The organism is Neolewinella antarctica, from assembly GCF_011927835.1.
Taxonomy (GTDB): domain Bacteria; phylum Bacteroidota; class Bacteroidia; order Chitinophagales; family Saprospiraceae; genus Neolewinella; species Neolewinella antarctica.
Window position 1 is genome coordinate 404765 of the sequence record NZ_JAATJH010000003.1, and the last position, 25985, is coordinate 430749.

At 54.2% G+C, this 25985-nt stretch carries 20 protein-coding genes and 1 pseudogene; 10 read left to right on the plus strand and 11 right to left on the minus strand.

The features are described 5' to 3' along the window. Nucleotides 1-223 precede the first annotated feature (223 nt). Nucleotides 224-1006, plus strand: coding sequence for a DUF1206 domain-containing protein (locus GGR27_RS11595; protein WP_168037614.1), 783 nt, complete (start codon nucleotides 224-226; stop codon nucleotides 1004-1006). 94 nt (nucleotides 1007-1100) lie between these two features. Here the strand turns inward: GGR27_RS11595 and GGR27_RS11600 are convergent, their stop codons facing one another. Both GGR27_RS11600 and alaS read right to left on the minus strand, forming a co-directional pair. Next, nucleotides 1101-1400: an SCP2 sterol-binding domain-containing protein gene (locus GGR27_RS11600; protein WP_168037615.1), complete on the minus strand. Its 300-nt coding sequence runs from the start codon at nucleotides 1398-1400 to the stop codon at nucleotides 1101-1103. Between the two features lie 212 nt (nucleotides 1401-1612). Beyond that, on the minus strand, nucleotides 1613-4240 hold the full coding sequence (alaS, locus tag GGR27_RS11605) for an alanine--tRNA ligase (protein ID WP_168037616.1): 2628 nt from the start codon (nucleotides 4238-4240) through the stop codon (nucleotides 1613-1615). Nucleotides 4241-4666: 426 nt separating this feature from the next. Between alaS and GGR27_RS11610 the strand changes: the two genes are divergently transcribed. Then, nucleotides 4667-4882 carry a DUF4177 domain-containing protein gene (locus tag GGR27_RS11610; protein WP_168037617.1) on the plus strand — a complete coding sequence of 72 codons (216 nt, stop codon included), beginning with the start codon at nucleotides 4667-4669 and terminating at the stop codon, nucleotides 4880-4882. 81 nt (nucleotides 4883-4963) lie between these two features. Here GGR27_RS11610 and GGR27_RS11615 read toward each other — a convergent pair whose 3' ends face one another. From GGR27_RS11615 to GGR27_RS11640, 6 genes are all read right to left on the minus strand, one after another. After that, nucleotides 4964-5656: a phosphatase PAP2 family protein gene (locus GGR27_RS11615; protein ID WP_168037618.1), complete on the minus strand. Its 693-nt coding sequence runs from the start codon at nucleotides 5654-5656 to the stop codon at nucleotides 4964-4966. Between the two features lie 80 nt (nucleotides 5657-5736). Continuing rightward, a complete protein-coding gene (locus GGR27_RS11620) occupies nucleotides 5737-6807 on the minus strand; it encodes an ion channel (protein WP_168037619.1) in 1071 nt (356 codons plus the stop codon). 138 nt (nucleotides 6808-6945) lie between these two features. Then, on the minus strand, nucleotides 6946-7329 hold the full coding sequence (locus GGR27_RS11625; protein ID WP_168037620.1) for a transmembrane 220 family protein: 384 nt from the start codon (nucleotides 7327-7329) through the stop codon (nucleotides 6946-6948). A 225-nt stretch (nucleotides 7330-7554) separates the two neighbouring features. Next, nucleotides 7555-11508, minus strand: a complete 3954-nt coding sequence (locus GGR27_RS11630) for an AAA family ATPase (RefSeq protein ID WP_168037621.1) — start codon at nucleotides 11506-11508, stop codon at nucleotides 7555-7557. Between the two features lie 292 nt (nucleotides 11509-11800). Further along, nucleotides 11801-13708 (minus strand): hypothetical protein, encoded by a 1908-nt coding sequence (locus GGR27_RS11635; protein WP_168037622.1) that lies wholly within the window; start codon nucleotides 13706-13708, stop codon nucleotides 11801-11803. Continuing rightward, nucleotides 13705-16050, minus strand: coding sequence for a vWA domain-containing protein (locus GGR27_RS11640; RefSeq protein ID WP_168037623.1), 2346 nt, complete (start codon nucleotides 16048-16050; stop codon nucleotides 13705-13707). The genes GGR27_RS11635 and GGR27_RS11640 overlap by 4 nt, the downstream gene beginning before the upstream one ends. Nucleotides 16051-16318: 268 nt before the next feature. On the opposite strand from GGR27_RS11640, the gene GGR27_RS11645 reads away from it, so the two are divergent. The 5 genes and pseudogenes from GGR27_RS11645 to GGR27_RS20590 all read left to right on the plus strand — a co-directional run. Then, entirely contained in the window at nucleotides 16319-17230 is a 912-nt protein-coding gene (locus GGR27_RS11645; RefSeq protein WP_168037624.1) for an aldo/keto reductase, read from the plus strand. A 101-nt stretch (nucleotides 17231-17331) separates the two neighbouring features. Then, nucleotides 17332-17844, plus strand: coding sequence for a gamma carbonic anhydrase family protein (locus GGR27_RS11650; RefSeq protein WP_168037625.1), 513 nt, complete (start codon nucleotides 17332-17334; stop codon nucleotides 17842-17844). A 182-nt stretch (nucleotides 17845-18026) separates the two neighbouring features. After that, nucleotides 18027-18674 (plus strand): hypothetical protein, encoded by a 648-nt coding sequence (locus GGR27_RS11655; RefSeq protein WP_168037626.1) that lies wholly within the window; start codon nucleotides 18027-18029, stop codon nucleotides 18672-18674. Nucleotides 18675-19183: 509 nt separating this feature from the next. Further along, on the plus strand, nucleotides 19184-19915 hold the full coding sequence (locus GGR27_RS11660) for an ATP-binding cassette domain-containing protein (protein WP_168037627.1): 732 nt from the start codon (nucleotides 19184-19186) through the stop codon (nucleotides 19913-19915). Between the two features lie 135 nt (nucleotides 19916-20050). Next, nucleotides 20051-20155, plus strand: a pseudogene (locus GGR27_RS20590) (transposase); the annotation flags it as partial. 119 nt (nucleotides 20156-20274) lie between these two features. On the opposite strand, the gene GGR27_RS11670 reads toward GGR27_RS20590, so the two are convergent. Beyond that, entirely contained in the window at nucleotides 20275-21078 is an 804-nt protein-coding gene (locus GGR27_RS11670) for a pseudouridine synthase (protein WP_168037628.1), read from the minus strand. 163 nt (nucleotides 21079-21241) lie between these two features. On the opposite strand from GGR27_RS11670, the gene GGR27_RS11675 reads away from it, so the two are divergent. Further along, nucleotides 21242-23032 (plus strand): aminopeptidase P family protein, encoded by a 1791-nt coding sequence (locus tag GGR27_RS11675; RefSeq protein WP_168037629.1) that lies wholly within the window; start codon nucleotides 21242-21244, stop codon nucleotides 23030-23032. Nucleotides 23033-23430: 398 nt separating this feature from the next. Here the strand turns inward: GGR27_RS11675 and GGR27_RS11680 are convergent, their stop codons facing one another. Next, nucleotides 23431-23916 carry a DUF5655 domain-containing protein gene (locus GGR27_RS11680; RefSeq protein ID WP_168037630.1) on the minus strand — a complete coding sequence of 162 codons (486 nt, stop codon included), beginning with the start codon at nucleotides 23914-23916 and terminating at the stop codon, nucleotides 23431-23433. A gap of 287 nt (nucleotides 23917-24203) precedes the next feature. Between GGR27_RS11680 and GGR27_RS11685 the strand changes: the two genes are divergently transcribed. Both GGR27_RS11685 and GGR27_RS11690 read left to right on the plus strand, forming a co-directional pair. Beyond that, nucleotides 24204-24752: a type 1 glutamine amidotransferase domain-containing protein gene (locus GGR27_RS11685; RefSeq protein ID WP_168037631.1), complete on the plus strand. Its 549-nt coding sequence runs from the start codon at nucleotides 24204-24206 to the stop codon at nucleotides 24750-24752. After that, complete coding sequence (locus tag GGR27_RS11690; RefSeq protein WP_168037632.1) at nucleotides 24752-25246, plus strand: DUF4385 domain-containing protein; 495 nt, start codon at nucleotides 24752-24754, stop codon at nucleotides 25244-25246. The genes GGR27_RS11685 and GGR27_RS11690 overlap by 1 nt, the downstream gene beginning before the upstream one ends. Before the next feature lie 77 nt (nucleotides 25247-25323). Here GGR27_RS11690 and GGR27_RS11695 read toward each other — a convergent pair whose 3' ends face one another. Continuing rightward, a complete protein-coding gene (locus GGR27_RS11695) occupies nucleotides 25324-25890 on the minus strand; it encodes a hypothetical protein (RefSeq protein WP_168037633.1) in 567 nt (188 codons plus the stop codon). Between the last annotated feature and the right edge of the window lie 95 nt (nucleotides 25891-25985).

The window sequence follows — 25985 nt, forward strand, 5'->3', positions numbered from 1 at the left end:
TTTGTTCTTTCCGTTAACCTATTCCGTTGCAGTTTGTCAGGATTTGCCACGTCAGAGCGGACAAGTTTTTTGTATCTGGCAGATAATTTAACAGCCGCCCCGGCCCACTTTGGGTAACTGCCCAATGATTACTTGCCTTTCCCAAAAAACCCGGCACCGGCGACCGCGCCCTAACTCGAACTTGATCACTTCCACTACGCTATACTCATAAACTAAAAAGAATATGGGATTGAGTAAGGAGACGCAACAAATGCTGTTTCAAATCGGGTACACGGCGAAAGGTATTGTCTATGCATTAATTGGCTTTTTTGCCCTGGGGTCGCTGATTGGTATATCACGGGGAGCGACCGGGCCCAAAGAAATCATCGAGTGGTTGGGTAACAGTTCATTAGGGCACTTTGCCCTGGTTGCTATTGGCCTGGGCTTGCTCTGCTATTGCGGCTACCGCTTGTACATGGCCATTATGGATACCAAAAATGAAGGAGAAGATGCTACCGCCCTGGTCAAACGCATCGGCTGGGCGGTCAGCGGCACTTCCTACGGAATACTGAGTGTATTTGCATTCAAAGAAGCGTTCGCCGGCGGTGGAAGCAAGGGCGGCAAACAAACCATGATCGCTACCATTCTGGAGCAGAACTGGGGCCACCTGGCCGTAGGGCTCATCGGCCTGATCGTGCTGGGCGTAGCCGCTTACCAAGTCTACCGAGCCGTCAAGGATAAGCACATGAAGGACGTGAAGAGTCAGGGACTTTCCCAGACCCAGGAAAACACGTTCCGTATTATGGGCCGCGTGGGGCTCGTCGCGCGTGCCGTCGTGTTCACCATCATCGCCTATTTTCTCTACCGAGCGGCGCAGTCGGAAGACGCCAGTGAATTTCGGGGTATTGAAGAATCACTGGAGTACCTGAACCAGGGCTGGGGGAACGTCGCCTTAGCTATAATCGGTCTCGGACTACTGGCTTATGGCCTATTTATGTTCGTGCGGGCGCGGTTTGAGCGGGTTTAGTCGGTAGGAAGATTTAGGCGGTAGGATACTAGGCGGTAGGCGGTAGACTTGATATCTACCGCCTACCAGTCTACCAGTCTGCCAGGCTACATACCTACGAAAGCAAGCTCTGCAACTTCATCGCCAAGCCCATATCGCCCTTAATCTTCACCTTACCACCCATCATCGCCATCATGGGGTTTAGTTTACCGGTGCGGAGTTGGTCGAGGGTATCGACGTCGGTGGTGACAACGGTGTCGGCTTCTTTGTCGTCTTCGGTCACGACGGCGCCGCCATCGTTCGTCATGTCGATGAAGATAGTGCCTTCGTCGAGGGAAAGCTTGAGTGATTTACCGAGGTTAGGTGCTTTTGCGCCGGCTTTGGTGACGCCTTCTTTGAATTCTTCGAAAGTCATGGTGGATTGTTTTTTATGGTAGCGGCTGGGCCGGTGGTTTGGTTCACTGGGGGCTTGCGAAAATTCGCTGATGGGGGGGGGCAGTTACACATCTGATGACCGCCATTGGCAGCAGCGAAGCTAACTTTCCCGGACCGGCGCTACGCGGCGGCCCAGGAAAGATGCATCCGATGACCGCCGTTGGCAGCAGCGCAGCTAGAACTGACATCTGATCACCATTTGGTAATCAGTCCTCGAGCCTCTGCTAGCGCCGCCTCGATTCCGTTAGGATCTTTCCCCCCGGCAGTAGCAAAAAACGGCTGCCCACCACCGCCGCCGCGGATGTGCTTCGCCAGTCCACGAATCATTGACCCCGCATTCATCTCTCCGCTCGCCAAACCTTTAGAGATAGCTAGGGTAAGTAATGCTTTGCCGTCGCTCTCACTACCAAGAAGTACGAAAGCATTCTCATTTTCTCCGGTCAGTTGAAAAGCCAGCGTCTTAATTGCCGCGGCGTCCGTCAACGGAACTTTTGCCGCGAGGAAATTGACCCCGTTGATGTCTTCGAAGGCTTTTTCAAGGTCACCCTTCACGTTACCGGCGGCGGCGGCCTGCATCTTGTCGATGTCTCGCTTTAGCGCCCGGTTGTCATCCTGCAAAGTCGCTACGGATTTAACCGGATTGCTGGAGCCTTTAACCAGTTCGCGAATCTCTTCCAAGGAAGCAAGGCGTTCGTTTACGTAATTCATGGCTCCTTCTCCCGTCACGGCCTCGATACGTCGGACGCCCGCCGCCACGCCGGATTCTCCGGTGATCTTACACAGGCCTAATTCTCCGGTATATTTGACGTGGGTACCACCGCAGAGCTCTGAACTGAACTCCGGGTCGAAAGTGATGATGCGTACGGCGTCTCCATATTTTTCCCCGAAAAGCATCAGCGCCCCGGAAGTCCGTGCCTCGGCAATCGGTACGTCGCGGCGCTCGTCGAGGGCGATGTTTTGACGAATCTTTTCGTTGACGAGTTTTTCTACCTGGGCTACCTGCTCGTCCGTCATCGCTTCGTAGTGCGAGAAGTCGAAGCGCATCCGCTTAGCTTGGACGTCTTGTCCTTTTTGAATGGCGTGGTCGCCGAGTATTTCGTGGAGGGCGGCGTGGATTAGGTGAGCGGCGGTGTGGTTGCTGCTAGTTGCCTGGCGCTTGCGCTCGTCAACTTGGGAGATCACGTCGGCGGAAGGGTCTTCGGGTAGCTTATTGACCGTATGGACGGTCAGGTCATTTTCTTTCTGGGTATCGACTACGTAAATGGTCTCTTCGCCGACCCGCAGACTACCGGTGTCACCGGCCTGACCACCGCTTTCGCCGTAAAAAGGAGTGCGGTCGAGGACGACTTGGTATTGTGGTTTGCCTTTCACTTCCACCGTGCGGTATTTGGTGATCTGGGCACCTGCGTCGGACAAATAATCGAAACCAATAAAAGTAGAGTCTTCGCTCGAGATAACCGTCCAGTCGCCGACTACTTTGGTTGCATCGGCGCGCCCCCGAGCCCTCTGAGCGGCGAGTCCGGCGGCGAAGCCTTCAATGTCTACCTTTAAATCTTGCTCGGCAGCGAGTAGCTCGGTCAGGTCGATGGGGAAGCCGAACGTGTCGTAGAGTTCGAAAGCGTCTTTACCGGAGATCGTACCGCTCTGAGCGTCCAGGTTGGCGAAGCGGGTCAGGCCGTTTTCGAGCGTATTCAAAAACGACTTCTCCTCCGATTCAATGATCTTGGTAATCTGCCCTTCCTGCTGCTTCAATTCAGGGAAAGCCGCTCCCATCTCCCGTACCAGCACCGGCATGAGCTTATTGATGAACGGGTCTTTCTGATCGAGAAAAGAATAAGCATACCGCACCGCACGGCGTAGAATCCGACGCACTACGTAGCCAGCACCACCCGAACCGGGAAGCTGGCCGTCGGCAATGGTAAAGGCAACGGCGCGGACGTGATCGGCGATCACGCGCGTAGCCATGTCCGCTTTGGCTTCGGGTCGGTAGGAGCCGCCGTATTTGTGCCCCGTCAATCGTTCAATCTCAGCGATAAGCGGCGTGAAAACGTCGGTGTCGTAAGTCGCTTCCTTGTCCTGCATCACCATGCAGAGGCGTTCGAAACCCATGCCGGTATCGACGTGCCGTTCGGGCAGATTCTCCAGACTACCATCCGCCTTGCGGTTAAACTGAATGAAGACGTTGTTCCAAATCTCGACGACGCCGGAGTCGTCGATATTGACCAGATCGCGGCCGCTCACTTTCAGCCGTTCTTCTTGCGGCCGCATGTCGTAATGAATTTCGGTGCAGGGGCCGCAGGGACCAGTCTCGCCCATCTCCCAGAAATTATCCTTTTTGTTGCCTTCGAGGATGCGTTCGGCGGGCAGGACTTTGAGCCATTCGGTGCGGGATTCTTCGTCGGTGGGGACGCCTTCGTCCGGTGCGCCTTCGAAGACGGTTGCGTAAAGCCGGTCGGGGTCGATGCCCATCTTATCCGTGAGAAACTCAAAACTCCAGGCAATCGCTTCCGGCTTAAAATAATCACCGATCGACCAGTTACCGAGCATCTCGAACATGGTGTGGTGGGTACCGTCGCGGCCCACGTCTTCCAGGTCGTTGTGCTTGCCGGAGACGCGCATGCATTTCTGCGTGTCGGCGATCCGGCGGCGGTCGGGCGTCTTGTTGCCGAGGAAGTAGTCTTTGAACTGGTTCATGCCCGCGTTGGTGAACATCAGGCTCGGGTCATCCTTGTTCACGATCGGTGCGGAGGCGACGATCTTGTGTTCTTTACTGCGGAAAAAGTCCAGGAAATCCTGGCGTATTTGGGCGGAAGTTTTCATGGTCTAGTGGTTCGGTGGTCCCGTAGTTCGCTGGTTCGGTCATGACGTCACTGCCGGTACGGCGGGCTGCGGGGGTGACCCGGCTGATAAAGTCCGCAAAGGTAACAAAGGGGGCGCGGTCGTGGAATGCGGGGTTTGTTTGGGGAGGAGCGGAGTAAGCTCGCTTTACGCATCCGATGAACTTTCAGTAAGAACCGGCTCCGCGGTTCGTACAGAAAGATGCATCTGATGAGAAAACGAGTTCCCAAGCTCTTCAAAGTGCAGTTAGCAAAATCGCCATCGTAGCCGATGTGTACTGCGCTGCAATGACCTATTTACAATGTGGGGTTTAGGAATTGATAAACTGGTCGGTTTCTGACGCCAGTACGTCGAAAGCTACCCGCTACTTCCCGTCGCTAAGCGATCTTGCGGGCCAAACGAAATAGTATGCACAACTACGAATACAAAACGGTCCGAATAAAAGGCAATTTTAAAAGTGATTCGGATCTGATCAGGCTAGATAAAACCATCAACGGAGCTGCCCAGGATGACTGGGAATTGGCTAGCACGACGGCCGTAGCGAACAGCTTTTGGGGCATTCGGCCCGGTGACACCTCCGCAATCTTACTAACTTTCCGCCGGGCGCATCTGGATATGGTCTAATCCCTGCTTTTTACGTCATTTCCCGGATACCCGCGAAGCCAAAGCGAATTCCGCACTTAACCAAGACGATCGCGCTCTGAGTTAAACAGCGGCCCGTCCGCTATTGCGTTTCCCCCGAATCACCCGGTTATACCACATCACCAACCCAATCAACAGCATACAACCCAGCGCAAGCCCCGCCGTCACGTCCGTAAACCAGTGCGCCCCGAGGTACATCCGGCTGAAGGGAACCGTAACGATCAAAAAGACGCTCAGCCCGGCGATGGGCACGCGCAGCCAGTTGGGGATCGTCCAGTGGCGGTACATTAAATAGGTAACGAAGCCGAACAGCACGGCGTAAAAAACGACGTGCCCGCTCGGAAAAGATTCGTTGTGAAAATCACGCGCTACCCGCACTAGTTCCGCCGTCGGGCGCGACCGCCCCACGACCCGCTTGATCAACGAAATAACCGGGATGGATAGCAGCGGCGCAAACATAAAAGCCACCTCGACGTACCGCTTGCGCAGCGCAAAGATCAGGCTCATCCCCAGAATCACGATGCACGCCCCCGGCACCGAAGCCCACCAACTGACGAACTCCATCAGCGCATCTAGCCCGGGTGATTGCGCGCGTTGCAGGAACAAGGTGATGCCCTGGTCGAAGTCAGTGTTAGCAACGGTTAGCACGAATACGGAAATCAGCGCGTAAAGAATGGCCAGGCCCAAAATTACCCGGAGTAACATCCGGTCGTCGGTGCGCAGGAAGGGTTTGAGCTCTTCAATCGGGTCGGTCATGGTTATCTAATATGGGTACTGAAGGATAAGCTAAAGTAATGCGACACCGCCAGTTGCACTTGAATCTGGTTACGACGAGATTAATGGATTCCGTTGCCGTATTCCTGCATCATCCGCCGGTACGTCGGGCTAAGGATAAACTTTACGAGGTGCTGGTCAAGCCGGTCGTACAGTCCACTATCTTCCCGCACCATGATCGCGTAAGAGATCGGGGAGGTGTTCGTGGCCGTCACGGAGGCGCTGATGTTCGAGTTATTGTTGATGACGTAACGGAGTGCCGTAGCATCGCCGACTACGATGTCAAAGTCCTGCTCTTTGAGAGATCTCAGCGACTTTTTGATTCCCTTGAATTCAGTAAACTCATAATCCTCGTCGGTGAGGAAGTCCGCCGCGGGAGAGTTCTCCGGGACGGCGACGCGCATATCCGTCAAATCATCCGGAAAACTGATCACGTTGTTCTCACCGATGGCGCTCACGATCGATGCCGTAAGGCTAGCCGAAACTCCGAGGGCGACGAGCATCCAGAGCATAGCCAAGATCCGGCCGCCAAGCGTCATCGGCGCTTTGTCGCCGTAGCCGATGGTGGTCATCGTCACGCCCGCCCACCAGAAGCCACTGCCGATGCCTTCCCACAGGCTTCGGTCCCCCCCGAATTGGTCCTCGTTCTCGCCCCGTTCGATGAAGTAGATGGCGGTGCCAATAATTAACAGCAGTCCGCTCAGGGAGAGAACAATCCAGAGTAACTGCATGCTGAACACGTTGCGAAATGTATTCCACATCTTATTGTAGATCGGCCGGCCCACGCCCAGGGTAGTCATGTAGTGATGTTGCAAAAAACGGGCGTTATCGACGAGCTCGCCATCCAGATTACTAGCGATGGAAACGCTGACCTTTCCGTCAGTTATGCCCTTCTTCAGCGCTTTCAAGTCGTCGAATTCTACCCATTCGAAGTTCAAATGCTCTTTGTCGGCCAAGTGGCGCCAGAGTTCGACGCTGAGACCACTCCAGTTGCCTTCGGCGCCTTTGATGCAGTACGGGGGCGAGTCCATCACGCCTACTTTAATCAGTTCTTCACCCTCGCCCTGGGCAAAAGTTAGCGTGGGGATGAACAGTAAGGAGAGGAGGAGTAACCGAAAGAAAGTGGTTTTCAAAATAAGAATGTCTTAGGTGTGGTAATAGGACCGTAAACCACCGTTCGTGTTCGTAAGTGGTATTTATTTAAGGGTTTGGTGGGGTGCAAGGCTACTGTGAAATAGTGCGAGCGGGGCTCGCGCGCCAACCAAATTGTTTTACTGCGTAAGCTCCGCACTTCGTCGGGTTGCCCCACTACTGAGATAAGCGTAAACCCCCAGCGTAACCCACGCCAGCAGAAGCCCCAAAAACTCCCGCGTTAGTTCAACGTACTCATTTTCCGCCGCCATGGAACCGGTAATGCTCGGCATCCCCAGGCTCACCCAATTCGCGAAAGCGGGCACGTAAGTGCACCAAAAAACAAAAATCGCCACGGCCGGCAGCAGCGCCACGATCGGCCGCAAACCACCAAAGAAATGACGCACGGCTACGTAGGCCACCATGGCGTAAATGGCGATCCACTGGGTCGGGTCGGGGTCGTTCAGTTGCCAGTAGGCGGCGAGCGCGAAGAGGATGGCGACCAGTAGGTTTAGGTATTTCATGTGGCTAAGGTAGTTTTGTTTTCCTCATCGTTTAGTAGAGCTCCGGGCGAGGTCGCGGGTGCAATGAAAATCGGGAAGGAGCAGAAATTGCTGGCAAGATATCGGTGCAAAAAGAATTTTACCACAAAGGGGACAGAGGTCACAAAGAGATGTCAGTAGAGAATGTGCCGAAGGGAAGTATGACCGGCTTTGTGTTCTTTGTGAACTGTGTGGTTAAAAAATAGGTCAGTCCGCAAGCTGCCCCATTAAACCCAACAAATAAACCGAGCTGATGAACTCCCGATTCGTCCCTTCGATCTCCGACTGCCCACCACTCCGCACGAACAACTCCCGGACGTGGCGCAAACAACCCTCCAGATACCAGAGCGTCAGGAAAATTACCCGCACGTGCTTGTACCGCGTAAGGTCGGTCGTCTGCCACCGGGCGAAAGCCGGGTCACGCAGCGCCGCGCCGTTCACGTAGTGATCGTACAGATCGAAAAACTGACCCGGGCTGAATTGCTGAAGGTCCTTGATGCGGCGTAAAGCCACCTTTGCGGCTTCTTCCGGCCCGTAAACACCGGTATTACTAGTCGGCCGCTCAAAGAAATTATTCATCTCCTGCCGCAGCCGATCCCGCTTGACCTGGTCGTCGGCTTTCGGAAGTAGAAGGAACGTGAGTAACCGACGCGCGATCTGCCGGGCGCGCTGGTCGGCCTCGCCGGTCGTTTCCGCTAGGCTAAATTCCGCGCGGACAAGGTCCCCCATCGTCAAGTGTTCGTGCTTGAGGGGCTGGTGAAGTTCTGCGAAGTAAGCTTGGTCGATGTGGTGGGGCGCGTAATCATATTCCACCACCTCGATGCGTGACCAGAAATCCGCCGTAAACGCTTCATCTTCCTGCCGGTACATGGCCCCGAGGTTCGCCGCGGCGCACAGCAAGATGTTGTCGCCGATTTTGTAGACCGTCCCGTCCGGCGCGGTAAAGTCTTTACTGCCGGCGAAGAACGGGTTAAGCGATTTACGCAGTGCCTCCGGCCATTCCTTGATCTCTTCAATGTTGATCAGGCTGTGCGCCGTAGTGATCGCCCGGGTAAAGCCGGCCGGAGTAGTGTAGGGACCGTTTTCACCGAAACGTACCGCCGTCACGAGGCTATTCTTGGTCTGCCATTTATCCGCGGCGTGCTCGAAGTACTCCCGGTTCATCAGCGCGGCGGCGAACTTGAGGAAGGCGGATTTACCCGTGCTCGGCGGGCCGGATAGCAGTAGCACGCCCGAACCCGTGCCCAATTGTAGTTTGGCCTTAATGAAAAACTCGCGCAGCTTCGCCTGAAAGTAAGGTGTCTCGTCGATAAATTCCGGACTGATCTCGGGTACATTGCGGTCGCGTGTCCGTTCGAGCCGGTCGCGGCGTTTCTTTTCGCGGGCGGCGCCGAGGGCGCGGCGGGCGGTTTCGTCGGACGGAAGGAGCCCCTTCAGTGTTTCGCCGGTAAACTGAGGAAAGTCACCCGCTTTGTTCTTCCCCTGGCTGATCGACCAGACGGCCTCCAGTACGGGTAGTTCGTACTCCGCCGTCTCGTAGTGTTGGTACTGGCGCAGATATTCTCCGGCGTCCTCCCCGTCGACCTCGAAGGAGCGGCCGCTCCGTAAATTTTCGGTCGTGGTGGGGCGGAATACCTCCCGGTCGGAATCCCGAATGAAAGTAGCTAGGTAGCGATTGGCCTGTCCGGATTTCTCGATTAATTCCAGGCTCCATTTGGGGAACGTACGCACCGTGCTTTCCAAATCCACGAACAGGTTGGCATCGTTCTGGACGAAGGCGTACTTACCCTCGTGGGCGATGGTTCGTTCGAGGTTCTTCCGGTTCTTGTCGAGGATGACCCGTTCAAGTCGCAGGCGAAGTTCGCTGCCCAGGCGGGTATCACCGTACTGCCGTTCGAGCTTGGTAATGTCCTGAAGGATGGTCTGGTAGCTGGCCGTCTTGGAGAGTTCCAGGTCACTAAATCCGCCGCGGTGGTGGGTGATGAAAAAGTCGATCGCCTCCCGCACCATGCCGGCGAGCTGGAGTTTAGCGGCGTTGCGCTTGGCCTTCTTGCGGTTTTCCTCTTCTTTGAGTACGGTCAGGCGCTCGTCGACGGCCGTGTACAGACGGGTCTGGATGCCGGCCGGGCTGAAGCTACGCTCCTGGGCGATGCTCTGGAGGACGAAGGGTTGCTTAAGCAGGCTCATCAGCTCCAGGGCGGCCGGGTGGGTGGCCAGCAGACTTTCGAGTTGCTTCGGATCGTGGGTGTGCTCGATGGCGGATTCGAGCGTCTCGATTTCTTTAGTAATGAAGGTTTGGAGCGCGTTACCGTCTTCTGCGATCTGGCGGCTAAACAGCTCGTTCAGCTCGGTCTGGATGGCGCGAAACTCGGTCATGAGTCCGCTCGTGCTTTCCGGGGCCATGTGGCGCAGTTCGTCGTCGGCGGCGCGGATGGCGTTGAGTACGTCGCGGTAGGCACCGGGGGCGGGGTTATCCCGGAGATCGGTTTTAAAATCCCGCGCCTCCGTCAGGAGTTGTTGGGCACGGATGGATTCTACCAGTCCGGTAACGCGCCGCTCGGCGGGCCGGACGATGTTGTTGATGGTCTGCTGCAGGCGCTGGCCGACGAGCCGGATGCCGTTTTTCTCGGCCAGGGAAGTAAATTCTTCGGTGATGTTGCGGCGGGCGATGGCGATCTTCTCGCGTGTCTCCAGTAGTTTATCGTAGTCTTCACCGGCGGTGGCGAGCAGGTGGTCGACGTTGGTTTCGAAGTCGAACCGGGCGATCTCAATGGCGGAGGGGAGGACCTTTTCGTCTACGGGCGCTACCTCAGCGGCCGGTTTAGCGTAGACGGCCTTGGTGAAAAGGCTTTCGCCCCGGAAGAGGTGGCTCAGGTTATCGAATACGGCGGTAAAGGTGGCTTCCTGGCCGGGGAGTTCCAGGTCGGTCAAATTGGTGGCTACCCGGACGAGCTGGCCGCCCGCCTCACTTCCCTCGCTCCCGCCCCCCGAACCCTGCACCAGCGACAGCGCCCCCGTCTGATCGATGCAGAAGCCCGGCCGGTAATTCCCGGCCAGACTAGCTAGCTCCGTCGTTTTCGCGCCGGTAATGTCGTAGGCCACGACGTTGCCGGATTCCAGCAAACAGAACAGGACGGACAAATTTTCCCCCGCCCGCACCCAGGTTGCCGGCTGGGGGAGCGTGACCGTGTCGACCCACCGCTGCGGCACGATGGATTTGCGGGCGTTCACGATCGTCACCTCCCGCGGGCCGCTCAGGATGACGACGACCTCGGGGTCGGAGGCCAGGGTCTGGTAGCAGCCGCCGTGGGCCGTGATGCTCAGCAGGTTATCCGTTTCGTCGAGCAGGCTGTCGAACATTAATTGGCTACCCCGCACGCGCATTTCGTACCGCGTCGTTTTGACGGAAGGCGCCCCGGCGGCGAGGTCGAAGTACTTCTGAATGTCGTCCGGGCGAAAGACCAATGCTTTGTCCAGTTGCGGCTTCGTGTGGGTGCGGGTGATGCGCCAATCACGCACCCGCAATGGCCGCCCCCGCTCGTCCTTCGTCTCGATCATGACGGCCACGCCGACCTGTTTTTCCAGCGGCGTGATGACGATGTTGCCGACCGGGGTAAAGTAGACGTGGCGGTTAATTTGCTCCACTTGAACGCCCAGGTAATCGAGCAGAAAATCCTTGAAGTTGTCGTGGCCGCGCAGCAGTTCGGCTTCCGTCGGTCGTTCGGGAAGGCCATTTTTCACGTAAAAAGCGCGTTCCGTTGCTTCATCCGTCACTAGATGAAACTCCTTTTGCAACCCGGCGGCCAGGCTACCCGCCCCCGCGTTCATTACGGTAGTAAGGATTTCCGGAAAGGCGTGGGCCTTGTCCAAACCCGCGTGTTTTTTTAAGTTCAGTGAAGCCAGAAAAGCGTCCCTGCCCGCCCGGTCGTGGCGCACGTAGTCGTCCGGCAGGTAGTGATCCACGTCAATTAACCGGCCGTAAACGTCGTAGAAACTCAGCGCGGGTATGCCGTGGTAAGTAATGACCGTGATGTCCTCCAGTTCCGTCTCACCGTGCAGCACGTGGATGCTTTCCGGGGTGGCGCCGGCGACGCTGGTGTGGGTGTCGGGGGTGAAGTGGTTGGGGAGGGGGCATAGGTTTAGGGTGGTGTTTGGTTTCATTTTTTGGGTTTTGATTAGGGCGCCAGTTACGCATCTGATGAACTTTTACAAGTTATTGCTGCGCAACAATTTGTAAAAGATGCATCCGATGAGAACTGTCATGAGGCTCATTGAGCTTTTTAAAATTTGACCTCCTGTTTCATTTATTATTAGAATCTAAACTTGAGTAATGCTGGATAGCTTGAAGTCAGTTCTAGCTGCGCTGCTGCCAACGGCGGTCATCGGATGCATCTCCTTAAAGTGTGCGCGGAGCGTATACTTTAAGGAGTTCATCAGATGTGTAACTGACAAATCAAATAACCTCCACCAAAACCCCCGCATCCGCAAAAATCTTCCGCCACTGACTAACCTCTTCCGGGTTAATTAAAGAGCGGTCCTTGGTGGTAATAATCTTAGGCACGAGCTTGCCGTCAACCCGCTGCGCCAGCAACCGGTGCGGCGCTTTTTTCTCCACGGCCACGTATTCCCCCGAGCCGGAGGATTCACGTAGCTCGAAGAGGTCGTAGTGCCAGTCCTGCTCCGCGTTGGTTGGCTGGACGGTGCGGCGGAAGATCGGGAGGAAGCCGTCGTAGAAAGGTAGCCAACTGCGGTTGTTACGGAGGCTGAAGAGCACTTCACTTTCCTTCTGGTCTTCCGTCAGGGTATGGGCCCCGATCATCTGGTGTTCGCCGAGAAAGTGCGCGTTAGTGAGGCTACTTTCAACGAGGCCGGTGACGAGTTCGTTGCGGTGGCCGGCGCCTTCCAGGTGGAGCGGCCGGCCGTTGCTGGCGTCCAGCAGCACGGATTCTTCGGCACCTTGGTAAGTCAGGAATTTGGCCCGGTAATAAGCCTCCTTACCGGCAAGTACCTTCGTCGTGAAGTCTACGGAAACAATCTCCGCGCCCGCGTGGGCGGATGCTTTAGTTTGATCGTCGTACGCCAGTAAATCCGTAGGAAGGGTGAAGATCGGTAGCTCTGAATCGCTGATCACCAGCACGCGGGGGACGGGCCCACCCAGCCGTTGCACGAGGGCGGGCTGCAGCGTCAGGCCACTGATGCGGTGTGGGTTACCGAGCGTTTCGACGATTCGGCGGCCGTCGGTGGTGGCCGGGCGTAATTCATCCAGCCCGTCGATGGTGTCGAGAACGAGGGCGGCCCCGCGGCTCGTGCGCGCGTTGAGTAGCCGGTCTTCGGGCTGGCCGGTGATTTTACTAACCCGTAAGCCTTCCTCCCCGAGGGCGAGCGACGTACCCGTCCGCTGGTCACAGATCACTTCCTGGCCCGCAACGGTAATGGTGTAAAATAGGTGGGGGAAAGTGGGGTGGACGTGCAGGGATTCGGGTTGTAGCAACCCGTTGTCGATCGTGAGCAGGTCGTCCGTCTTGGCGTCGAAGACAAAGGCGCCTTCCGCCGTCTGAATCTGGTACAACGATTTCCCCGGCACGTCCAGCTCGGCGAGGCCGAGGATCGGGACGTCACCGAGGGCGGCCACCCGGAAGGGTTCGCCGGTGAGGAGGTTGACGTAGAAGCCCTGGTTACTCGGTACGGGCTCGTCCCGCTCGTCGCCCACGGACTTACCGTCCGTTCTTGTGCGTTGTTGGAACGCCCGGGCCAGTTCGTATTCGCCGAAGCGCAGGTAAGTATTGAAGCCGATGTCCGCCGGTGCACCGTTTACCGTGACGAGTTCGTCACTCCCGCCCCGCAGCACGTAGAAACGGGTGGCGGACTGGAAAACCTCGTACCGGTGCCCCCCGTGCAGTTCCGTACCGGCGTGGCGCACGATTTCCTCCCCGTTGATCAGTAGCGGGCGGTAATCGGTTTCGTTGATGAATGCTCGCCGGCTCAGCCCCAGCAGCACTTCCTGCCACGCTTCGCCCCCGGAAAACTTAACGTACCCCGGCCCCAGACCCGCCAGTCGTTCACCGAAGTACCGCACGGCTTCCAACTGACCATTCAGCACCTGCCGGCCGATCTGAATGAGCGTGTAGCCGGGGCTCACCAGCAGTTCCTGCCCCCGAAATCCGTAGGACCGCCGCGCGACCTTACCCGGTAAGTTGACCAGCACGTCGCCGCGCAGGAAAATCGGGATGGTGAGCCGGACGCCCTCCACGTCGTACCAGTTGCCCCGCAGGTCGCGGCGAAAAAGCGCTTCGGTGTGCGGCTCGACGAAGTGGTCGGCCCACACGGAGGCATCCATGTTTTGTAGTTGCTGCAAGTTCATACGATTTCGGTATCAGGGGTTAGTACGGGGGGCAAATCGGCGTTCCGCAACGCCCGGCGGTAGGCTCTTCGCTGCTCCTTGTAAGTGGCCGTCATGAGGTTCACGAAAGTCGTCACGGCGTGCTCGAAACTGTCCGTCTCCACGGTGTGCTCCGCGCCGAAAATATGCGTGACGGTGCTGCCGACGTTGTCGCCGGTGTTGAGGTAGATGCCCTTGATGGCGATGGTGCCGCCCTCCCGCTTTTCCTCGATAAAATCGCGGAGTTTATCGGGGTCGAAAATCCCGCCGGTTGGCTCCCCGTCGGTGAGCATAAATACGGAGCGGACCAGGCGGAGATCGGGGTCTTCTCCGGCGAGGGAAGCGGCGAAGTCGACCACCCGGCCCTGGCTCTCGTCGATGCCGGCGCTGATGTTGGTGTAGCCCTTGCCGGCGTAATAGACCTGGTAGCCCTGAACGGTCGATAAGAACCGCAGAATGGGAAAAAGGAGCTGGCGGTCGGTGTAGCCTTTTCCAAAATCGACCACGTTGATGAAGTCGCTACCGAAAAAATAGATCGCGTCGAACGTCTTCCGGTCTTCGAGACCCAGGATGAGTAGGAAGACGAGTTTAAAGAGGTTGCGCATCGGCTCGTGGGTCATCGACTTGGAATAGTCGAGGCAGAAAGCATTGACCTGGGCGATGGGAATTTCGCGGCGTTTTTCGCGGAAAGTTTTCATCACCTCGCCGCGCAGGTATTTCTCGGGCTGGACGAGGATTTCGGGATCGAATTCCGGGCCGTCGATTGCGTGGCGGTTGGTCGTAAACTCGACGGTGCGCCGTACGGGCAGGGCGGCCTTGAAAGCCTGGCGAACGTAGGGTACGAAGGGCGTAATTTCTTGCTCGATGCGGACGATTTCGTCGAGGTAAAGCTCCCGGGCGAAGTCTCTGCCCTGGAAGTCGACCAGGCCGTACTCCGCGGCTTTCGCGTCGCGGAATCGCTCGACTTCTTCCAACTGCGCGTGGCGTTCGTCGTGGGCCTTTTGCCAGTGGGCGTGGACGTAACGGTTCCGGAATTTGGCCTCCTCCGTCATCTTTGCGAGGGTAGTGGTCGAACGGGCGTCCCGCAGGCGGGGGAGGAGGCGCGCGAGGTGTTCCCCTTCCTTGATTTCCTGCTCGCGGAGCCCGGCAAATTCCCGGTAGCGGTCGGCGTGGTTGATTTTCGAGCGGTAGTTGAAGTCGGGGACGGCCGCACCCTTAGTTAGCTTCCAGCGCAGGGCCGGCGCGGTGAGGGTGTTGAGGATGCCGACCAGGCGCCGTTGGTGAGCCCGGTGGGCGGCGTTTGCAATCTCGGGCACGCCCGTTTTATTCAGTAAGCGCTTGTACTGCCTGGGGTTTAGACGACTAACTCTAGCATCGAGGTCGGATTGCTTAACCTTTTGCGCCCCGATAGCTATCGGGGCAGGTGCAGGGTTAATGACATAATTAGCAATGCGGTCGAAGATAGATTTCGTTCCGGTAGCTTGCCTGGTTGACTCGATGATTCGAGTGGTCCAGTCAGGAAGCTTATTCGCGTAGTCGCCCGCAATCATTTCCCGAATCTGCATGGCACCCGCGTCCGCGCCGCAATACTGATAAAAGTCTTTCTCCAGCCGCGCGGTCTCGTTGTGGAACTCCGTGCCGTCGGCCGCATCGTGCTCCTTTTGAAACCCCGGCACGATCACCAGCTTGAGGTGCAGCCGGAAATAAGCCTGGACGGCATCGTCGGCGCTGGCCACCAACCGATTCAAATCTTCCGGGCTCTCGTGCCGCCCGGTTACCGTCCGCGCCGCCGCGAAAATGATTTCGAGTAATTGCTCCACCCGCAGTCGCTCCTTCATCGCCGGGCCGCTCAGTGTTGGCACGAGTACCGAATGATTATACGAATTGCGGAGTAGGTGCGTGTAATTTGGCAAGAAGTTGAAAATTGCCACCAACTCCGGGGGAATACCTTCTGTAGCCGGCGAAAAACGTTTCTCGTGAATCATTTCGAGATAATGACCCAGCCGGAAATGCAGTACCCAGTCCTCCAGCCTCCGCAACCGTGGTGTTAACGACGTAAGGTCTTCCGCTAACCAATCCGCGGGAATCAAGAATCCGCGCCAGTCCAGGCCCCGGACCAGTTTAGTAATCCTGTCCAGCGGCGCTTGTTTCGACGAGCGCAAAAAGTGGTGCATGATCTGCGTCTGGGCGTAAATCGCGTCCCGGCCGATCAGCAGCGGCGTCGGCTCGTCCACCGGGCCGGGCACGAACGCGCAGCCGCGCACGTAGGCTTCCCGGAGGTAATCATTCCAGTCCAGGTCTTTTTGGGAGAGGGGGTTGTTCATATACCGGTTGAAAGGGGCTTAAAGCAAGTGCTATAATAAGAACTCTTGGCGGAATGATAGGATCGGAGCGTCTACCGGTGGCTTGTCCCGTTTATTACCGGGGCACGGGATTGTTTTTAACACAGAAAACACAGAAGCAAAAGAAAAGCACGGAAAGGTGTTACGAGACGGAAGAACAGCCGCCTATTTTTTTGTGCTTGGTTTTCTCTTTTTGTGGTTTTTATGTCCACTCCTTACCACAAACCACCCATCACATATCTTTGCCCCCATGCTCCCAGACCAAATACAACTCGCCCCCAACGGCCCCAGCCTTTCCCGCATCGTAGCCGGCACGATGACCTGGGGCGAATGGGGTGCTAAGCTGTCCACCAACGAGATGGCCGAACTCATCGGCACCTGCCTCGATAACGGCATTACCACTTTCGACCACGCCGACATCTACGGTCACTATTCCACCGAATCCGACTTTGGTGAAGCCCTCGCCGCCCTCGGCTCGTCCGTGCGTGGCTCGCTCCAACTGGTCAGTAAATGTGGTATCCGCTTGGTCACCGCCCGGCGCCCGGAAAACCGCGTGAAGAGCTACGATACCAGTAAGGAATACATTATCAAGAGCGCCGAACGGTCTTTGAGCAACCTACGCACCGACTACCTCGACGTCTTCCTGATCCACCGCCCCGATACGCTCATGGACCCGGTCGAAGTCGCCGAAGCCTTTCAGGAACTTAAAGACAGTGGTAAAGTCCTACACTTCGGCGTGTCCAACTTTACGCCGAGCCAGTTCGAGCTACTTAATGATCACTTCCCCCTCGTTACCAACCAGGTGGAGTGCAATCCATTACACTCCGATCTCCTCTTCGACGGCACCTTCGACCAGCTGCTCCGCCGCCAACTCAAACCGATGATCTGGAGCCCCCTGGGGGGCAAGCGCTACTTTAATGGCGAGAGCACGATCGTGCTCCGCCTGCGTGATGCCGTGAGGATGATTGCCAAAAAGCACGATACTACGGAGAACGTCATCTTGTTGGCGTGGTTACTTAAACATCCTTCCGGTATGTTGCCCGTCGTTGGCACCACCAAGGCGGAACGATTGGTCGAGGCTAGGGCTGCGCTGGGGGTTGACTTGGACCGGCAGGACTGGTTCGTTATTTTGGAGGCGGCGCGGGGGGCGGAGGTGGCTTAGGCTGGTCTAGGGTCTTTGGTCTTTAGTCTGGGGTGTTTGGAGTATAGAGGAAAGAATAAAGAGGATAGAGATTGGATTGGTGACTAGAAATTAAAATTTATATGGCTTTAATAATTTCTGTGCGTGGTTTTAGCCCCAAATATGGGTCCGGTACTTTCCTGGCGGAGAACGCTACCTTGATCGGTGAAGTGACTATGGGGAATAATTGCTCCGTTTGGTTTACGGCCGTCGTGCGTGGGGACGTTAATCACATTACCTGCGGTGACCGGGTTAATATTCAGGACGGCGCCATCATCCACGGTACTTACGAGCGGGCGGGGACGACGATTGGCAACGACGTCAGCATCGGCCACCGGGCTTGCGTGCACGGGTGTACGATTCACGATTCGGTACTGATCGGAATGGGGGCGATCGTGATGGATAATGCCGTAGTGGAGTCGAACGTCATCATCGGTGCCGGGGCGGTCGTTCCGGCGGGGATGGTTTGTGAGGCGAATTCGATTTATGCGGGGATTCCGGCTAAGAAGATAAAAGATCTGGACCCGGCGCAGCGGAAGGATACTATTGAGCGGATTGCGGGGGCTTATTTGGAATATGCTGCTTGGTTTGAGTAGAAAAATAGCTCAGCGCAAAAGGTTTTCTGCCACAAAAACACAGAAACACAAAAGAGCGTCACGGCAGTAATGTGAAATAACGGCTTCGTGCTTTTGTGTTTTTGTGGCCCCAAAAAAGAGGATTTGGTGATTTAAACACGCTCTATATTTTCTGACTACATTTTTTAAAGTAAAAATTTTTAATGAAAATTTTAAAACTACCAATACTCGGTTATACTATTATTCTGGTGCAGATAATAGTATTCAGTGTTTTACATTTTAATAACGTAAGCTTTTTATTGATTGACGTAGTAAAGTTAATGATTTTCTATGCCGTTCTGTTATCAGTTTTGATCACTATATTTCTAACGGGAGAGCGCAGCCAAGAGTTTTTAATGGCAAGTTACGAGACGTTACCCGTCACGAGAAGAGACATTATGATCGCTAACGTGAAAAGAATAGCAACTAATCCAATCATCAATTTAATGGTAATAACTTTTAGTATTGGAATTTTATCTTTGTATAAAGAATCGTTATTTGATATTTTAATTTTGTTAGTCGGAATACTTGGTTTAACTATTTTTATATATTTTCAAACGGTGTTGGTAAATCGTATAAGTGAATCGGTTTCTGCTATGGATCTACCATTGTACCTGCAGATATTTAATTTAATATCGCTTATTTCTTTATATTATTTGAATGCAAATGACGATAACTTATCAGTAGTGACGTGGAGCCCCTGGAGTGGGCTGTTTGCTTATTCACTTGGTCCTTATTTATGGTTAAAGTTGATTCTGAGTTGCGCGTTGTATTCTTTACTTGGTTTTTCACTATTCAGCAACAGGATATGATACTAAGAATGCTTTATTGGACCTGTTATAATTCTACTAAGGAGTTCTCATTCTGGGCGATTCCATTGTTGCTCCTTATTTCCGTAATTAATAGTTTATTCATATCTAATTTTTATGTAGATTTGTTCACGCTATCGTTTTCGGTAATATTCATCAGGGAGTTGTATAAGCGGAATTTGATTTTCAAAGCGTTTTTGACACACTTTGGAATAGATGATAAATTATCGTCATTATTAATAATAATCATACCATTTCTTTTTTTGGTGCTATTTTCCTTCGTTACACTTTACGCTTTTTCTGCGTTACAGTACATGGCTCGCACCATTCATTTTTTGTGTTTGTTATTACTGTGCTCAATCGTGTCAATATCAATTATTCCTGCGAATAACAATCTTATTAGAATGGTTGTATCGTTTTGGATTACGTCGTATGCATTTTACTTAATCCCTCCAAGCATAGAGGCCTACCTCTTAGTGAGTCTAGCTTCACTTATTTTAACAATACGGATAATGAAATCAGCTAACCTATACAGCAGAAAAAAGGAAGTAATCTCTCTACTTAATGTAAGTAAACATTATTCTGACGTCAGGGCCCTAGACAAAGTGAATCTAAAAATTGCTTCAGGGGAAAAAGTTGCATTATTTGGCGCTAATGGTTCAGGGAAAAGTACGATCCTGAACGTTATTAATAACAGTGCGTCGCCAGATACAGGGGATATCTTTGTTTTTGGTAAAAAAATACGTTACAACCAAATAGTACATAGATTTCGAATGGGTTATTTAAATAATCCATATTCATTCATGGAAAACTATACTGTACAAGATTATCTGCGGTTAGTTGGGGATATCAAGAATTTGGTGGCAGATGAAGAATTTCTAGGTTTTATGACCGACGCACTCTCCCTTGATCAATTTTTAAATAAGCGTATCTCAGGTCTTTCCACGGGGAATAAGAAAAAAGTTGCCCTCTTAGTGTCCATGATGGGTAAGCCTGAGGTACTACTTTTGGATGAACCTTTTGCTAATTTAGACTCCACTACCGTAACTTCATTAGAATTAATCATTTCCAAATATTTATCTGAGTGCTCACTTCTTATAGCATCACACCATTTAGATATTTGTTTAAAATTATGTGATATATTTTACCAACTGCATAACGGCGAGATTATTCGGGTATTTTATAGAAGAGATTATGAATCAAATGATCAATTACTAGAGCACATAAAACGTGAGACTGTTTAATCAGTATTTCTCAGGGCATGTCTAAATTTGCGAACACTTTTTCAGACGGAAGCCAAAAGGCTGTCAGCCATATCTTGTGAGTCGCTAAATTAAAGATAAGATATGATCAAGCAGTAGACTCAGTTAACTGACAGCCAGTGGGACAAAATCAAACAATATCTACCAACTGAACGCAAACGTAAGTATGACCTTCGGGACGTTTTCGATGCCATCCTTTGGCTAGTTCGTACGGGGGATTAGTGGAGGAATTTGCCAGATCAGTTTCCCCTTACCGAACGGTACTCTATTACTTCAATCGCTCTACAGATGATAATTTCGTCGTTAGACAAAATCACAACCTGCAATTTTTAGACACGCTCTTAACTAAAGTGCCGCACCATCCGCACCTCCTCCTCCCCCAAAAACCGCCAAAACCCCCGCGGTAAATCTTTTTTGGTCAAGCCCCCAAAATAAACCCGGTCGAGTTTCTGTACGGTATACCCCAGTTCCTCAAAAGCACGGCGGACGATCCGGTTACGGCCAATGTGTATTTGCAGGGCGACCGTCGTCGGGTCGTCTTCGTTGGCTAAGCGCGCCCAGTCTACTTTGAAGGGGCCGTCTTCGAGGTCGTAGCCGATTTCTAATTTGGCGAGGTCCATTTTGCTGAATTCCTGGTCGAGGGTAGCGTGGTAGGTTTTGACGACTTCGTGGCTGGGGTGGGTGAGGCGCTTGGCGGTGTCGCCGTCGTTGGTGATTATTAATAAGCCGGTGGTGTCCTTGTCGAGGCGGCCGACGGGGAAGAGGCGGTAATTATCTAGGTTAGGGTCACCGAGAAGGTCCATGACGGTCGTCCGGTCTAATTCATCCGAGGTGGTCGTGATGACGTTTTTCGGTTTATTTAAAAGGATATAGACAAACTGGTCGTCCACCGACACTTCTTTGCCGCCGACGGTAACTTTATCGCCGGCTTCGATTTGGTAGCCGGGGCTCTTTTGTACCTCCCCGTTCACACTTACTTTTCCGGATTTCACGATCTCCGCCGCCTGCCGCCGGCTAGCCACGCCACTGTGCGCGAGGTATTTATTTAATCGCATTCCGATGATGTCGTCCTTTGGTCGGTCGAGACCTGGTGGAGTACGGGAGTTACGTGCCTGGGAGCGCTGGAATGTTCTGGGAGCCTTCATGCGGTGAAGGTACGGCGTTCGCTTTCGGTGGGCCGTGTACGTTTTTGCTCCTACCGTATTTCATTGCACCCGCGACCGCGCCAGATTATCATGCGCGGTCGCGGGTGCCATGTAAGGGGGATTTGAGCGAGGGGGATGGGAATAAAGGCGCCAACTTCGTATCATGCAGCCAAGAACTCAAGAAATGACCACCGCCAAAAAACTTTCCACCCTCCGCCGCGCCATGCTGGAACACCAGATCGACGCCTACATCGTCCCCTCCACCGACCCACACCAGTCCGAATACCCCGCCCCCCGCTGGGCGGCCCGCGAGTGGCTCAGTGGCTTCACGGGCAGCGCCGGGACGCTCGTCGTCACCCTTCACGAAAGTAAATTGTGGACGGACGGCCGCTATTTTTCTCAGGCGAATGCTCAACTTGCGGATACCGAAATCGGGCTCATGAAGGATCGATTACCGGAGACGCCCGGCATCGAAGCGTGGCTCGGTAGCACGCTGATGTCCGGCCAAAACGTTGGCGTTGACGGCCGCGTAGTTAGCGAGGCGATCGCCCGTCGGCTGCGCAAAAAACTGGAGGAACAGGAACTAAATTTGATCGTTGAAGAAGACTTGATCCGCGGCATCTGGCCCGACCGCCCGGACGTGCCGAGCAAACCCGTGTTCGAGCACGACGCCGATCTAGCCGGCGAAACTTGGCAGGACCGTATCGAAAAAATGATGGCCTGGCAGGGTGCGCACGACCTCGATTATTACGTCGTTTCCGCTTTAGACGAAGTCGCCTGGCTGCTGAATATGCGGGGGAGCGATATTGATTTTAATCCGCTCTGCGTCGCGTATTTAATTGTCGGTACGCAGGGCGATCACACGCTTTTCGCCGCCGCCCGTAAAGATTTCGATGCCTGGACCGATAAAGTTGGGGATGGTCAAACCCTCGAAGTACACGACTATAAGAAGATTAGCTCTTTCCTCCGCCGCATCAACGCCACCGACGCCGACATCGGCTTCGATCGGGCCACTATTTCCACCCGGCTGGCCACTTACGCCGGAAACGAACGTAGCAGTCACTTTGCCAGCCCCATCCCCGCGTGGAAAGCCATCAAAAACGACGCCGCGCTCGGTCACCTCCGTCGCACAATGAAACAGGACGGCGTTGCGCTATTAAAATTATTCAGCTGGCTACAAAAAAATAACGTCACCGAAGCTGAAGTAGCCCACAAATTGACCGAATTACGCAGCCAGCAGCCCGGTTACGTGACCGACAGCTTCCCCGCCATCGTCGGCTACGCCGGGAACGGCGCGATCATCCACTACCGCGCGCCGGAAGAGGGCTCGGCACGGATTAAGAAGGAGGGTTTATTGTTATTGGATTCCGGTGGACAGTACACTTCCGGGACGACCGATATTACCCGCACGGTTGCGCTCGGTGAAGTAAGCCAGGAAATGAAGGAAAACTTTACCCGCGTCCTCCAGGGGCACATCGACCTGGCCATGGCCAAGTTTCCGGTGGGGACGACCGGTATTCAGCTCGACGTGCTGGCCCGGATGCCGCTCTGGCAAGCCCAGTTGGATTACGGCCACGGCACGGGTCACGGGGTTGGTTACTTCCTCAACGTCCACGAGGGGCCGATGGGGATTCATTCGCGCGTGGACGCCCCGAACGGTCGCGTCCCCCTGGCGGCCGGGATGATTTTGAGTAATGAGCCGGGGTATTACAAAGAAGGGACGTACGGTATTCGGACGGAAAACTTGGTTGTCGTGCGGGAAGCTGATCGCGCCGGCTGGTTGGAGTTTGAAACGATTACTTTGTATCCGATCGACCGCAGCTTGGTTGTGGAAGATATGATGACGCGGCCGCAGGTGCAGTGGTTGGGGGACTATAATAGCCGGGTTTTTGATGAGTTAAGTCCTTTGCTTGAGAAAGAGGATTTAGCTTATTTGAAATCTTTGATTGTATAATTGAACTTGCGTATTTGGTATCACTACCAAGCACGAACGATTGGTTTTTAACACATAAAGCACAAAAGGAAGAAAAAAACCACGCTACTGGACATTTTCAAATCGGACGCTTGGAGGACTCGAAACCCTTCGCTACGCTTTAGTTTCGAGACGCTCCAAGGTTCCAAAATCCTATTTGAGGACCTTGGAGCGTCCTCTGCCGTGAAGCCGAAGGCGCAATTGTTGAGGTCCTCCAAGCGTCCGGGGAAAATGTCCAGTAGTATGGAAAAAGCACAAAGCATAAGCTAGTGAAATCAGCGTCCTCCCACCACTATGTGCTTATATTTTATTTTGTGTTTTTATGTGTTCCGATCTTTCTACAAGTGATGCGTAAGGATACAAGGCTTAGGTGATAGAATTCAGCTACTCTTTTTGGAAGGCTTTTTCTTTTTCTTAGCCACCGCCTTCTTCCGCTTCATCGGCTTTTTAGAAAGCATAAAGTCAAACCCCTTTCGCAGCAGGTCCACAACTTCCGGCGTAACGTCCGTCTCGTCGCGCAAGCGAATTTGGTGGACGTATTTGTTCTTCCCCATGTTATCCAGCCGCGCGGTTTTGATGACGGGGCTTTTGAGGATGGATTCGTAAAAGAAAGAAACATCCAGCTCGGTCTTGAGGGCGCGGACGACCATCCAGGCTTTGCCATTATTAAAAATGATGGCCGCTTTGCCGGCGCCGATTACCTGGGGCTCCCATTCAGCTACGGCTAGCAGTAAAGCGTCGAAGGCCAGGACGACATCGGCGGCTTTGCCTTCGAAGATATCTTCGATGGTGTGCTCGCTACAGTAATGTTGCTGGTTCTTGCGGAAGAATTCGCGTTGGCATTTGGGGCAGGTCCAGATTTCCAAGATTTGGGGTTTACTCTAGAACGCGGCCCCGGCTACTTTGCTCATTTCAAACTTCCTAGCACCTGCGGCCACGCCACTTTTTACTGAACCCAAACGCGCGAAACCCCGTTGCAGAAGCAGCATCAGTAATTGGTGTAACGCGAATTATTTGGCCACAAAAACACAAAAGCAAAAAAAGCGGCTTACCGCTATGCCGAAGCATCGTTTACTTATTCTTTTGTGATTGTGTGCTTTTGTGGCATAACCCAGTTGCGTAGGGTGATTAGCAACTTTAAAATACCATCAGTATGAAACTATCAAATTTAAAAGTAGCCATTTTAGCCACCGACGGATTCGAAGAAGTAGAACTCACCAAACCTCGTAAAGCCCTGCAGGACGCCGGCGCGACCGTCCACATAGTAAGCCCTAAATCCGGTAAAATCAAAGCCTGGGCCACCGATAAGTGGGGCGATGAATACAAAGTAGACGTCGTGCTCGACGAAGAAACCGACGGCGGCAACTACGACGCCCTCCTCCTCCCCGGCGGACTGATGAGCCCCGATGCACTGCGCATCAACGGCAGCGCCCTCGCTTTTGTCGACCACTTCGCCCGTGAGGACAAGCCCATCGCCGTCATCTGCCACGGTAGCCAGACGATGATCACGGCCGGCCTCGTGAAGGGTAAGAAAATGACCGCCTTTAAGGCCATCCGGACCGACCTGATGAACGCCGGTGCGAACGTCGTCGATGAAGCCGTCGTGGTGGATGGTAACCTGATAAGCAGCCGCAACCCGGATGACATTCCCGCCTTCAACGAGAAGATGATTGAAGTATTCGCCAAATCTGCCGTGAACTGATGCGTGCCTTCGACTACGATATCGATTTTAAAACCACCGACTTTCGGGAACGCCCTGATCTCTACGCCATCGGCCGCGGAGAGCAGGGCGTTCTTTCCGTCGAACCCTACAAGTCCGAGATACTACCAAACTGGCGATTTAAGGACCCGGAAACTGCGACGGAATCTTCGGAAAAGATCTGGGCGCAATTTCAGGAATACCTGAAGCAGGGTGATTTCGTCGGTGCCGATATGGCGCGGAAATTTATCCAGATGGGGTATACACGTGCACGGCGCTACGCCAACCACAAAGGTGGTAAGAAATATGACGGCCCCGTCCCGGACGACAAGAAAGGAGTGAGTGGTGCGCACGGCCGCAAAGAGTTGCCCCGGCAGCCGGAAGACCCGGTGAAGGCGGAGGCGGCGCGAATTTTTAAGGTTAAGTGGGATGAGGCTAAGCTCGATCCGGTATATATTAAATTAAAGGCGGAGTTCATCGAAAAGTATGGTCGCTAAAGGTTGAGGGCATCCTGCCCGAACGTCACGGCGGCAGCGCTACCGCATGGCCGTTCGGGCAGGATGCCCTCAACCTATTAACAGGAGCAGTCGCCCATGATGCGGGCTTCCCGCCATTTACCGGTTTCTTTGTCCTCCACGCGCACCGTCCCGGAATACATGCGCCCTTCGTCACCCGCCGGGCCTTCGTCCACTAATTTAGAGGTTACTCGGTACTGGTCATTTTCGTGGATATAAATATCCAGCCCATCAGCTGAATCGGTGGTTCCCTGATTTTTATTCCATTCCAAAACGACTTCCTCCCCATTGATACCCAGCACCCCGGGTCCTTCGTCAAAATTATACACGAACAAATAAGCCGTTTCGTCCGCCTCGTCGTACGCGCCATCAATGGATAGCGCACACGCGCAATCTCTGATGACATCGGTGCTGGGGTAGCCGGTTAGTCCGGTGAACTCCACGTTAGCGTCGCCCGATATGGGGGATTCGGGCGTGACGCCGGGGGCGGGTTGGGAGGTTTCCGTGGGGGCGAGGCCGCTGGTTGTGCTGTTGTCCCGATAGCTATCGGGATCGCCAGTGCCGGGTGCCGGGTCGGAGGAGCAGGCGAAGCATACGGTTAAAGAGAGGAAAAGTGGGTAACGCATGCGTGGTGGGTTTTTATTAGGTGCGATAAGGTACGCTCCAAAACAAAAAGCCCGGGTTACGAAGCCGGGCAAAGCCAGTTCGTAACCCGGGCTAA

Excerpts from the sequence above, each read along its gene's own strand:
- GGR27_RS11595 (WP_168037614.1), top strand. The coding sequence starts at position 224 with ATGGGATTGAGTAAGGAGACGCAACAAATGCTGTTTCAAATCGGGTAC.
- GGR27_RS11630 (WP_168037621.1), bottom strand. The coding sequence starts at position 11,508 with ATGAAACCAAACACCACCCTAAACCTATGCCCCCTCCCCAACCACTTC.
- GGR27_RS11600 (WP_168037615.1), bottom strand. The coding sequence starts at position 1,400 with ATGACTTTCGAAGAATTCAAAGAAGGCGTCACCAAAGCCGGCGCAAAA.
- GGR27_RS11670 (WP_168037628.1), bottom strand. The coding sequence starts at position 21,078 with ATGAAGGCTCCCAGAACATTCCAGCGCTCCCAGGCACGTAACTCCCGT.
- GGR27_RS11655 (WP_168037626.1), top strand. The coding sequence starts at position 18,027 with ATGAAAATTTTAAAACTACCAATACTCGGTTATACTATTATTCTGGTG.
- alaS (WP_168037616.1), bottom strand. The coding sequence starts at position 4,240 with ATGAAAACTTCCGCCCAAATACGCCAGGATTTCCTGGACTTTTTCCGC.
- GGR27_RS11640 (WP_168037623.1), bottom strand. The coding sequence starts at position 16,050 with ATGAACAACCCCCTCTCCCAAAAAGACCTGGACTGGAATGATTACCTC.
- GGR27_RS11650 (WP_168037625.1), top strand. The coding sequence starts at position 17,332 with ATGGCTTTAATAATTTCTGTGCGTGGTTTTAGCCCCAAATATGGGTCC.
- GGR27_RS11645 (WP_168037624.1), top strand. The coding sequence starts at position 16,319 with ATGCTCCCAGACCAAATACAACTCGCCCCCAACGGCCCCAGCCTTTCC.
- GGR27_RS11625 (WP_168037620.1), bottom strand. The coding sequence starts at position 7,329 with ATGAAATACCTAAACCTACTGGTCGCCATCCTCTTCGCGCTCGCCGCC.
- GGR27_RS11615 (WP_168037618.1), bottom strand. The coding sequence starts at position 5,656 with ATGACCGACCCGATTGAAGAGCTCAAACCCTTCCTGCGCACCGACGAC.
- GGR27_RS11695 (WP_168037633.1), bottom strand. The coding sequence starts at position 25,890 with ATGCGTTACCCACTTTTCCTCTCTTTAACCGTATGCTTCGCCTGCTCC.
- GGR27_RS11660 (WP_168037627.1), top strand. The coding sequence starts at position 19,184 with ATGAAATCAGCTAACCTATACAGCAGAAAAAAGGAAGTAATCTCTCTA.
- GGR27_RS11685 (WP_168037631.1), top strand. The coding sequence starts at position 24,204 with ATGAAACTATCAAATTTAAAAGTAGCCATTTTAGCCACCGACGGATTC.
- GGR27_RS11635 (WP_168037622.1), bottom strand. The coding sequence starts at position 13,708 with ATGAACTTGCAGCAACTACAAAACATGGATGCCTCCGTGTGGGCCGAC.
- GGR27_RS11690 (WP_168037632.1), top strand. The coding sequence starts at position 24,752 with ATGCGTGCCTTCGACTACGATATCGATTTTAAAACCACCGACTTTCGG.
- GGR27_RS11610 (WP_168037617.1), top strand. The coding sequence starts at position 4,667 with ATGCACAACTACGAATACAAAACGGTCCGAATAAAAGGCAATTTTAAA.
- GGR27_RS11675 (WP_168037629.1), top strand. The coding sequence starts at position 21,242 with ATGCAGCCAAGAACTCAAGAAATGACCACCGCCAAAAAACTTTCCACC.